Source organism: Streptococcus oralis (assembly GCF_001075675.1).
Taxonomy (GTDB): domain Bacteria; phylum Bacillota; class Bacilli; order Lactobacillales; family Streptococcaceae; genus Streptococcus; species Streptococcus oralis_V.
Genome location: NZ_JUNW01000022.1, coordinates 25,658 through 35,655, shown reverse-complemented (window position 1 = coordinate 35,655; position 9,998 = coordinate 25,658). Strand labels below are relative to the sequence as shown.

Genomic DNA, 9,998 nt, shown 5'->3' with positions numbered 1-9,998 from the left:
TGAGCTTTTCAACTCTTTCTATTATACCTACTTTTCAAACTTTGTCAAGGACTTTTTTCAACCTATACAAATTCTTGGAAGACGGTAGAAAGCTCCCTCAATAGTGCCTTGCGCCCTCTGAAGATTTCTCCTCCCATGAGACGGTCCACTAACTCTTGTTTTTCCATACTCTGCTTTGATTTGTAATTCTTTAGAAGTTCGTGAAAGAGATAATAATCATCCAGTCTCAGTCCTTTTTCTCCTAGACGATGGCTAATCTCACTCACCTCTTCATAGGGTTCTTTGTCAAAACGGCGCTTGTGGCTTTCCTGTTTACGGATGTAATCTAGGATACGATTTCTAAACTTTGTTTTAAAGCAGACATAAAGTCGATGGCGCTCGCCCTCTAATAACTCTGGATTACGGCTCACCAGCTCATACAGACATAACATGCCTTCCTGGTCCCAGTCCTCTTTCTCCCATAGATGCAAATGATAATCTTTGCGACACTTATGAACGATTCCCTTGCTTTCTTCATATAAGTCTTTTAGATTCATAGACCTCTCCTTTCTGCATTTAGTTTAGCAAAATGCGCGAGCCCCTGGGTCTACTTCCTCTATTTTATACTTCTTCCTCCCTCAACAGCACATAAAAAGAGAGGCAAAGCCTCTCTGGGGTTATAATTCTGCAATTTGGTTGAGATTCACTTCTGCAATCGTATCATTACCAAACATAGAGATAATCATCTTCACTTTGTTGTTATCAATTTCAGTAATTTTCCCTGTGTAGTCTGCAAAAGCGCCATCAATGATGCGGACTGTCTGGCCAACTTCAACATCAATATCGAACTCTTGAACAGTTTGTCCCATTGAAACCAGAATATCACGGATTTCTTGTTCCAAAAGTGGAGTTGGTTTTGATCTGTTACCGTGTGAGCCGACGAATCCTGTTACGTTAGGTGTGTTTCGAACGACGAACCATGCTTCATCGGTCATGACCATTTCTACAAGGACATAACCTGGAAAGCGATTCTCTTCAACTTCCTTTTTCTTTCCATTTTTCTCAACTTGCACGGTTTGTGTTGGAATCTCAACGCGTAGAATATTATCTAACATGTTATACGTTTGCGCACGTTGCAATAGATTTTCTTTTACCTTATTTTCATAGCCAGAATAAGTTTGTAGAACAAACCATCCCTTGTCAAAACTATCCATGATATTTCCTTTCATACATATATAGAAGAAAGCTAGCAGAACTTCTCCGCATTTCTTCTAAAAAATGTTAATAAATCGAATCAAACCTGAAACAATCAACTGGTCAAAAATATAAATGATGACCACAAAGAAGGCTGTGTATTCCATAATAGAGCGAAAATCTCTCCAGCTTTCTTTGCGAGTTGGCCAAGTTGTTTCTTTAAGAAGTTTAAAAATATCCTTAATAAAACCCATCGTTCTCTCCTATCTCGTTTCTCTATGTGTCGTATATTTTCCACAATGTCTACAAAATTTATTTACTTCTAGTCGTGTTGGCTTGGGGTTCCCACTAATTTTGATTGAGTAATTCCTTGAACCACAAACTGCACAAGCTAGGCTTGCTTTTTTTAGTGCCATAACGCCTCCATCTTATCTATTATAACAAGAAACCTAGGCTTTGACAAGCCTCTTAACGAAATAGATTAAGGATTGAGTCCCATATTGTCTGGGCTTTTTCTTTTATCTTGGCTTCTGAAATCGCCCGACCTGCTTCATCTACAAGATTTTGAGCACGACTACGAATATCTCCTATCGGATCCTCAGACTGGTTTGTCTCATTTTCAACGGCCTGCTTTTTCGTATTTTCTGGTTCAATCCCATTTTGTTTATAAGCATTCTCAACTGTAAAAGTGCTACCTGGAGTGTAGGGCAAAATGGTATTAGCCATACTTCTAAAGACATGGGCTGCTCCATTTGAGGTCGAACCTGCTAGATAATGACTCTCATCTGTTGTTGGGAAACCGAGCCAGTGGCTGATTACAACATCTGGAGTATAGCCAATCACCCACTGGTCACTGGTATATTCTGGGTTGAAAACAGCTTCAGTCGTACCTGTTTTACCAGCCATAACGTAATCCGCTGGTGACGAACTAATTCCTGTACCATTGGTAAATGTTCCTAGCATCATACTGGTCATTTTATCAGCTACCGACTTATCAATCACTCGTTTTTGGGAATTTTTATGACTCTTTATGACCTGACCGCTGGCATTCTCAATACGAGTGATGAAATGTGCTTCAGGCATTAGACCTCCATTGGCAAAGGCTGCATAGGCTTGCGCCATCTGGAGAGGATTCGTCTCCACACCTCCACCAAGAGCAACTCCAAGAACTCGGTCAACTTTTTCCATATTCAGGCCAAATCTCTCCCCAGCGTCAAAAGCTTTGTCAATACCTAATTCATTTACAGTCGCAACTGCCGGTAGGTTGAGTGATTCCGCCAAGGCCTGATACATAGGCACTTCTGGAGATGTCTTAATGCCCGCATAGTTGTCTACTTGATAACTGTTGTACTGCATCGTATGATTGTCCAGTTGCTTGTTCAAGGCCCATCCTGCTTCTACTGCGGGTGTATAAACAACTAAAGGTTTAATGGTTGAGCCTGGGCTACGCTTAGACTGAGTGGCATAGTTAAAATTGCGGAAGCCTGGTTTGTCATCACCAGCTACACGACCAACAACTCCACGCACTCCACCAGTCTTGGGTTCTAGAGCGACACTACCCGATTCTGCATGCGTTCCGTCTTCTGCTGTTGGAAATAGCGAAGTGTTTTCATAAATAACCTGCATGTTTGCTTGGTAGTTTTGGTCAAGCTCTGTGTAGATTCGATAGCCGTTGTTGACAATCTCTTCTTCTGTGAGATTGTACTTGGAAACCGCTTCGTTGACAACTGCATCAAAATAGGACGGGTAACGATAATCCGAAACTTTGCCTTCATACTTATCTTGCAGTTGAGAAGCCATATCTACTCCAGCCGCTTCGGTCTCTTGATTTTTATCAATATAGCCCGCTGCAACCATATTTTGTAATACAGTATCCCTACGGTTGGTCGAAGTTTCAACAGAATTTAATGGATTATACAATTCTGGTCCCTTGAGCATCCCTGCTAGAGTGGCCGCCTGATCAAGCGTTAGCTGTGAAGCTGATACACCGAAATATTTCTTACTTGCATCTTCAACACCCCATACCCCATTTCCAAAGTAGGCGTTATTGAGGTACATAGTAAGGATTTGCTCCTTGCTGTATTTCTTTGTCAACTCTAAGGCAAGGAAAAACTCCTTGGCCTTCCGTTCAACGGTTTGGTCCTGAGAAAGATAGGCATTTTTCGCCAACTGTTGAGTGATGGTAGACCCCCCTCCAGAACGACCCGCTGTAAGGATGGCTAGAAAGAAACGACCGTAGTTAATCCCATCATTTTTATAAAAGGAACGGTCCTCTGTCGCGACGACAGCATTCTGCAAGTCTTTACTGATATCTGTCAGTTCAACATAGGTTCCCTTTTGACCTGATAGGGCGCCTGCCTCTTTTTCTTCGCGGTCAAAAATCAGAGTTCGTGTTTTCAAGGCATTTTGCAAATCATTAACATTGGTAGATTTGGCTATGGCAAATAGGTAGGTTCCTACTAGCAAACCTGCACTTAACCCTAAAATGATGACGATTTTTGTCAGATGGTAACGACGCCAAAATTTCCGAATCGGACCTACATGGCCTAGTTTTTTTCTATCGCTCCGAGAACGACGCATACTAGTAGAATCAGACTCTGCTGATTCATTTGTTTCTTTTTTAAAGAGAGAAAGAAACTTCTCAAATAATTTATCTAATTTCATGCGTTTATTTTATCATCTTCACCATAGGAACTCAAGAATTTAGCTATTCCCTATCCAAATAGGGCTTTTTTTGTTACAATATCTGTATGCAATTCACATTTACATTACCCGAATCCTTGCCTCAAATGACGGTCAAACAATTCCTAGAGGAACAACTCCTCATCCCTAGAAAGATCCGCCATTTCTTGAGAACAAAAAAGAACATCTTAATTAACCACAAAGAAGTTCACTGGAACGAGATGGTCAAACCAGGAGACGTTTGCCAGTTGACTTTTGACGAGGAAGATTATCCCAAAAAAGAAATCCTTTGGGGAAATCCAGACCTCGTTCAAGAGGTTTATCAAGACCAACATCTCATTATCGTTAACAAGCCAGAAGGAATGAAAACTCACGGAAATCAACCTGATGAAATCGCCCTTCTCAACCATGTCTCTGCACACGTTGGCCAAACCTGCTACGTCGTTCATCGCCTGGATATGGAAACAAGCGGTTTAGTGCTTTTTGCTAAAAATCCTTTTATCCTCCCCATTCTCAATCGTTTGTTGGAGAAAAAGGAAATCGCTCGTGAGTACTGGGCACTCGTAGAGGGGCAAGTAGGGAGTAAAGAACTTATCTTCCGATATAAAATTGGTCGTGATCGACACGATCGTAGAAAACGAGTGGTAGACCCCAAAAATGGGCAATATGCTGAAACTCAGGTAAGCCGACTAAAGCAATTTCCAAATCAGACTACCCTTGTCCGTTGCAAACTAAAGACCGGTCGAACGCATCAAATCCGTGTTCACCTTTCTCACTATAAGCACCCTATCCTAGGCGATCCTCTCTATAATAGTAAATCAAAGACAAATCGGCTTATGCTCCACGCCTTTCGACTTTCCTTTACTCATCCACTCACCCTAGAAAAGTTTAGCTTCACTGCCTTTTCTGATACATTTGAGAGAGAATTAAAAAAGAATGGATGACCGCTAAATCATCCATTTTGTTTTATCTAAAAATAGAAAAAGCAAGACCAACAGGTCTTGCTTTTATCGACTCAAGAATTATTTAGCGATTTTTGCGAAGTATTCAAGAGTACGTACAAGTTGTGCAGTGTATGACATTTCGTTGTCGTACCATGATACAACTTTAACCAATTGTTTACCGTCAACGTCAAGAACTTTAGTTTGAGTTGCGTCAAACAATGAACCGTAAGACATACCTACGATATCTGAAGATACGATTGGATCTTCTGTGTAACCGTATGATTCGTTTGAAGCTGCTTTCATAGCTGCGTTTACTTCATCAACAGTAACGTTCTTTTCAAGAACTGCTACCAATTCAGTAACTGATCCAGTTGGAGTTGGAACGCGTTGTGCAGATCCGTCAAGTTTACCATTCAATTCTGGGATTACAAGACCGATAGCTTTAGCAGCACCAGTTGAGTTAGGAACGATGTTTGCAGCACCAGCACGAGCACGGCGAAGGTCACCACCACGGTGTGGTCCATCAAGGATCATTTGGTCACCAGTGTAAGCGTGGATAGTAGTCATCAATCCTTCTACAACACCGAAGTTATCTTGAAGAGCTTTAGCCATTGGAGCCAAGCAGTTTGTAGTACATGAAGCACCTGAGATAACTGTTTCAGTACCGTCAAGAACGTCGTGGTTAGTGTTAAATACAACTGTTTTAACATCGTTTCCACCAGGAGCAGTGATAACAACTTTCTTAGCTCCACCTTTAAGGTGTTTTTCAGCTGCATCTTTCTTAGCGAAGAAACCAGTTGCTTCAAGAACGATTTCTACACCGTCAGTAGCCCAGTCGATTTGTTCTGGATCACGTTCAGCAGAAACTTTAACGAATTTACCGTTAACTTCGAATCCACCTTCTTTAACTTCTACAGTACCGTCGAAACGACCTTGAGTTGTGTCGTATTTCAACAAGTGAGCAAGCATAACTGGATCTGTAAGGTCGTTGATGCGAGTAACTTCAACACCTTCTACGTTTTGGATACGACGGAAAGCAAGACGACCGATACGGCCGAAACCGTTAATACCAACTTTAACTACCATTAGTGATTTCCTCCTTATGAAAATCATGAAAATTTTATTGTGAAAAGAGTAACTTGAATCACTACAAATCACCTTTCAACAAACCTATTATATAACTATTTGAGTTTAATTGCAAGTACGGGCGTTGATTTTCTCTCCTGCTTTTCTACTTTTTCTCCCCCTTTTTATTCATCCATTCTTTTATTTTCAAAGCATATCTCTAGAATCTTTTATAATATCTGCATATCCTCTTCATTTCAAGGTGAAACTCCAATTTCAACGCTTTCAGAGTTTACAAAAAAGAGACAGGATTTCTCCTGTCTCTAGGCTGATAAACAATTATTTGCGACGTCCTGGTCGTTCTGCATAACCATAGTAAGCATCTGCCATGATTTCTTCCATGTCAGCTACCATTGGCAAGCGAGGGTTAGCAGGTGAACATTGGTCTTCATAAGCAAGCAAGGCAATTTCATGCAAGCTGTCTTTCCAAGCTTTTTCATCGATTCCTTGATCCTTGAAGTTCATCTTGATACCTACTGCAACACCAAGTTCGTAAACAGCTTTAGCGTATGCTTCAACTGCTTCTTCTGGAGTTGAGTGAGGCAATCCAAGCATTCTAGCAATATCTTGGAATTTTTCGTCAGCTTTCCAGTAGTTATACTTAGGCCATGTAGTCGTCTTAGATGGGCGAGTACCATTGTAACGGATAACGTATGGAAGCAAGATTGCGTTTGTACGTCCGTGAACAGTATGGTGAACCGCACCGATCTTGTGGGCCATTGAGTGGCTCATACCAAGGAAGGCATTGGCAAAGGCCATACCAGCCATTGTAGATGCATTGTGCATTTTTTCGCGAGCTTCTGGATCAGCTGTCTTAACAGATTTTTCCAACCATTCAAAGACAAGTTTGATTGTTTGAAGGGCGATACCGTCTGTATAGTCGTTAGCGAAGTTTGAAGTGTAAGCTTCAGTCGCGTGAGTCAAGACGTCCATACCTGTATCCGCAGCGATGAAGTCTGGAACCGACTCAACCAAAGCAGGGTCAACAATCGCAATAGTTGGTGTCAATGAGTAGTCAGCCAATGGGTATTTACGATTGTTTTTCTTATCAGAGATAACGGCAAATGGTGTTACTTCTGAACCTGTACCTGAAGTTGTTGGAATACCAATGTATTTCGCTTTCTTACCAAGTGATGGGAAGCGGAAGGCACGTTTACGAATGTCCATGAATTTTTGAACCAAGTCACGGAAGTCGATTTCTGGTTGTTCGTAGAAGAGCCACATTACTTTCGCTGCATCCATTGGAGAACCACCACCAAGAGCGATGATTGTGTCTGGTTCAAATGCTCTCATTACTTCAGTACCACGTTCTACAGTTGTGATATCTGGGTCTGGTTCAACGTCTGAGAAGACTTGGACAGTTACACGGTTGCTGCGTTTGTTCAATTGGTCAATAATGCGTTGAACAAAACCAAGTTTTTCGATCGATTTGTCTGTAACAATCATAACGCGTTCAATATCTTCACATGTTTGAAGGTATTGGATAGAATTGCGTTCGAAGTAAATTTTTGAAGGAACTTTAAACCACTGCATATTATTTCTACGTTTCCCTACTTTCTTGATGTTTAGAAGGTTGATCGCACTCACGTTATCACCGACTGAGTTGTGTCCATATGAACCACATCCAAGTGTCAATGATGGAATGAAGGCATTGTATACGTCACCGATACCACCGAAAGTAGATGGAGAGTTCCAGATAATACGCATAGCTTTGATTTCTGTACCAAAGCGTTTAGCAAGCTCTTCGTCTTTTGTATGGATAGCTGCTGAGTGACCAAGTCCGTTAAACTCAACCATTTGACGAGCTTTTGTAAGACCATCTTCTGTGTCTTCAGCTTTTAGGACAGCAATAACTGGTGACAATTTCTCACGAGTCAATGGTTCTTTCGGTCCTACTTCTGCACATTCTGCAGCCAAGATGTTTGTTCCTTCTGGAACGCTAAATCCTGCTTGTTCAGCAATCCATGCTGCTGGTTTACCAACGATGTTTGCATTTAGTTTAGCACCTGCACAGTTTTTGCTATTAGCTTTTACACCGAAACAGAATTCTTCAAGAAGGGCTTTTTCTTTTTTGTTTACAAAGTAAGTGTGATATGATTTGAATTCTTCTACAAATTCGTCATATACTTCTTTATCAATGATAACGGCTTGTTCTGATGCACAGACCATCCCATTATCAAATGACTTAGACATAACAATATCATGAGCAGCTTGACGAAGGTCAGCAGATTTTTCTACATAGGCAGGAACGTTTCCGGCACCTACCCCAAGAGCTGGTTTTCCACATGAGTATGCAGCTTTAACCATGGCATTACCACCAGTTGCAAGGATAGTTGCAACACCTTCGTGGTTCATAAGCGCTCCAGTTGCTTCCATAGATGGTTCTGTAATCCATTGAACACAGTTTTCAGGTGCTCCAGCCGCAATAGCTGCATCACGAACGATTTGTGCTGCGTGAGCTGATGATTCTTGAGCAGATGGGTGGAAGGCAAAAACGATTGGGTTACGTGTTTTCAAAGCAATCAAGGATTTGAAAATCGCTGTTGAAGTTGGGTTTGTTGTCGGAGTGACACCACAGATTACACCGACAGGCTCCGCAATCTTTGTCAAACCTGTAATTGGATCATCTTCAATAACTCCAACCGTTTTAACTCCACGCATATTGTTCACTACGTGTTCGCAGGCAAATAGGTTTTTTGTTGCCTTATCTTCAAATACTCCACGACCAGTTTCTTCAACTGCATGTTGTGCAAGAATACCGTGCGCGTCAAGTGCTGCAACAGACGCTTTTGCTACGATGTAATCAACTTGTTCTTGGTTCAATTTGCGCATTTCATCAAGCGCAACCAAGGCTTTTTTCACGAGACCATCGACATGCTTTTCAGCAGCAAGTTGTTTTTCCTCTGGGGTTACTGTTTTTTTATCAGCCATATTATCCTCCATAGCCTTTAAGGACTTTATCCTTTGTTAATTTTTTCACAAGTTTATTATAACTCTTTTTTTATGCTTTGTAAACAGTTTCATAAGCATTTCACAAAGAATTTTCCTGAGATTGTGATTTTTTTCCCAATGTAGCTACGCAATAGAGTTTTGTCTGGACGATTGTGAAATTATGGAGAAAATTTTTTTATTTCACAAAGTTTTTCTAGTTGATGGTTATTTATCAAACCCAAGCATAGAAAGCGTTTTCTTTCTGGCTTTGAAAAATAGCCTCCTAACTTGGAGACTACTGTTTTTGCTGAAAAACGCCTTGTTTAAAGGTTCCTTCATAAACGACTTCTTGCTCTGTCGTCAACTTCCCTTGACCTTCAGCCTGACCATTTACAAAATCACCTTCGTATTTCCAGCCATCTTTTGATTGGAAAGTTCCTTTCCCATTAAAGGCTCCATTATTGAAATCACCTGTATATTGGTCTCCATTTTCAAAGGTCAGGGTTCCTTGACCATTCATTTTTCCTCGTACCAAGGTGCCATCATAAACAAGAGCTCCACCATCAAGTGTCAGGACACCCTTTTTAGGCGTATTTAGCAGAAATACCGAAAGAGCACAGAGTGCCATTACAACTACTGCAACGAGCTCTAACCTAGGACGAGTTAGGTAAACTCTACACTTCTCATAAAATTGTTTAAGCTTTTCCATTGTCACTCTCATTTTCTAATCGATCTAGCCAGCTTTGACATCCACTTGTGATACGAGCATAGGTTTCCTCAAAATCTCCTGTATACCAAGGATCTGGGACACTTTCAGCCGCAAAAGAGTAGATCTTGTACTGTAGTTCCTGAGGACACATGTGACGCAGATCTGAAAGGTTTGAAGCATCCATACCGATAATGTAATCAAACGATTCAAAGTCTTCCCTGCCAATCTGAAGCGATGTTTTGTCTTTGTCATACGGGATCTGATACTGCTGGAAAATCCTCAGCGTTCCCTTATGAATCGGATTGCCATGTTCCCATGATGATGTTGCCCGGCTTTCGACTTGGTAATCGCTCGTCATGGATTTCATCACAAACTCTGCCATGGGACTTCGGCAAATATTTCCTAGGCAAACAAATACTATTTTTTTCATCCCT

Annotated in this window: 10 protein-coding genes; 1 reads left to right on the top strand and 9 read right to left on the bottom strand. The window is 41.2% G+C overall.

Annotated features, from left to right (window positions below):
• Nucleotides 1-62 precede the first annotated feature (62 nt).
• The 5 genes from ADM50_RS03420 to pbp2a form a co-directional block, all read right to left on the bottom strand.
• A complete protein-coding gene (locus ADM50_RS03420) occupies nt 63-536 on the bottom strand; it encodes a hypothetical protein (RefSeq protein WP_049484532.1) in 474 nt (157 codons plus the stop codon).
• 120 nt (nt 537-656) lie between these two features.
• Nucleotides 657-1,193, bottom strand: a complete 537-nt coding sequence (nusG, locus tag ADM50_RS03415; RefSeq protein ID WP_000376732.1) for a transcription termination/antitermination protein NusG — start codon at nt 1,191-1,193, stop codon at nt 657-659.
• 57 nt (nt 1,194-1,250) lie between these two features.
• Nucleotides 1,251-1,427, bottom strand: coding sequence for a preprotein translocase subunit SecE (gene secE, locus ADM50_RS03410; protein ID WP_000505776.1), 177 nt, complete (start codon nt 1,425-1,427; stop codon nt 1,251-1,253).
• Nucleotides 1,428-1,436: 9 nt separating this feature from the next.
• A complete protein-coding gene (rpmG, locus tag ADM50_RS03405; protein ID WP_038804034.1) occupies nt 1,437-1,589 on the bottom strand; it encodes a 50S ribosomal protein L33 in 153 nt (50 codons plus the stop codon).
• A 52-nt stretch (nt 1,590-1,641) separates the two neighbouring features.
• Nucleotides 1,642-3,837, bottom strand: coding sequence for a penicillin-binding protein PBP2A (pbp2a, locus tag ADM50_RS03400; protein ID WP_049484531.1), 2,196 nt, complete (start codon nt 3,835-3,837; stop codon nt 1,642-1,644).
• Between the two features lie 86 nt (nt 3,838-3,923).
• Between pbp2a and ADM50_RS03395 the strand changes: the two genes are divergently transcribed.
• Nucleotides 3,924-4,799 (top strand): RluA family pseudouridine synthase, encoded by an 876-nt coding sequence (locus ADM50_RS03395; RefSeq protein ID WP_080983060.1) that lies wholly within the window; start codon nt 3,924-3,926, stop codon nt 4,797-4,799.
• 78 nt (nt 4,800-4,877) lie between these two features.
• Here ADM50_RS03395 and gap read toward each other — a convergent pair whose 3' ends face one another.
• From gap to ADM50_RS03375, 4 genes are all read right to left on the bottom strand, one after another.
• Nucleotides 4,878-5,885 carry a type I glyceraldehyde-3-phosphate dehydrogenase gene (gap, locus tag ADM50_RS03390; protein ID WP_000260682.1) on the bottom strand — a complete coding sequence of 336 codons (1,008 nt, stop codon included), beginning with the start codon at nt 5,883-5,885 and terminating at the stop codon, nt 4,878-4,880.
• 318 nt (nt 5,886-6,203) lie between these two features.
• Entirely contained in the window at nt 6,204-8,855 is a 2,652-nt protein-coding gene (gene adhE / locus ADM50_RS03385; RefSeq protein ID WP_049484530.1) for a bifunctional acetaldehyde-CoA/alcohol dehydrogenase, read from the bottom strand.
• A 295-nt stretch (nt 8,856-9,150) separates the two neighbouring features.
• On the bottom strand, nt 9,151-9,564 hold the full coding sequence (locus ADM50_RS03380) for an MORN repeat-containing protein (RefSeq protein WP_000413192.1): 414 nt from the start codon (nt 9,562-9,564) through the stop codon (nt 9,151-9,153).
• Nucleotides 9,551-9,994 (bottom strand): low molecular weight protein-tyrosine-phosphatase, encoded by a 444-nt coding sequence (locus ADM50_RS03375; RefSeq protein WP_049484529.1) that lies wholly within the window; start codon nt 9,992-9,994, stop codon nt 9,551-9,553. The genes ADM50_RS03380 and ADM50_RS03375 overlap by 14 nt, the downstream gene beginning before the upstream one ends.
• Nucleotides 9,995-9,998: the final 4 nt, after the last annotated feature.

Bases quoted from the DNA above. Each gene is read 5' to 3' on its own strand.
- ADM50_RS03395 (WP_080983060.1), top strand. From the start codon at position 3,924: ATGCAATTCACATTTACATTACCCGAATCCTTGCCTCAAATGACGGTC.
- ADM50_RS03375 (WP_049484529.1), bottom strand. From the start codon at position 9,994: ATGAAAAAAATAGTATTTGTTTGCCTAGGAAATATTTGCCGAAGTCCC.
- nusG (WP_000376732.1), bottom strand. From the start codon at position 1,193: ATGGATAGTTTTGACAAGGGATGGTTTGTTCTACAAACTTATTCTGGC.
- adhE (WP_049484530.1), bottom strand. From the start codon at position 8,855: ATGGCTGATAAAAAAACAGTAACCCCAGAGGAAAAACAACTTGCTGCT.
- secE (WP_000505776.1), bottom strand. From the start codon at position 1,427: ATGGGTTTTATTAAGGATATTTTTAAACTTCTTAAAGAAACAACTTGG.
- pbp2a (WP_049484531.1), bottom strand. From the start codon at position 3,837: ATGAAATTAGATAAATTATTTGAGAAGTTTCTTTCTCTCTTTAAAAAA.
- ADM50_RS03420 (WP_049484532.1), bottom strand. From the start codon at position 536: ATGAATCTAAAAGACTTATATGAAGAAAGCAAGGGAATCGTTCATAAG.
- rpmG (WP_038804034.1), bottom strand. From the start codon at position 1,589: ATGGCACTAAAAAAAGCAAGCCTAGCTTGTGCAGTTTGTGGTTCAAGG.
- ADM50_RS03380 (WP_000413192.1), bottom strand. From the start codon at position 9,564: ATGGAAAAGCTTAAACAATTTTATGAGAAGTGTAGAGTTTACCTAACT.
- gap (WP_000260682.1), bottom strand. From the start codon at position 5,885: ATGGTAGTTAAAGTTGGTATTAACGGTTTCGGCCGTATCGGTCGTCTT.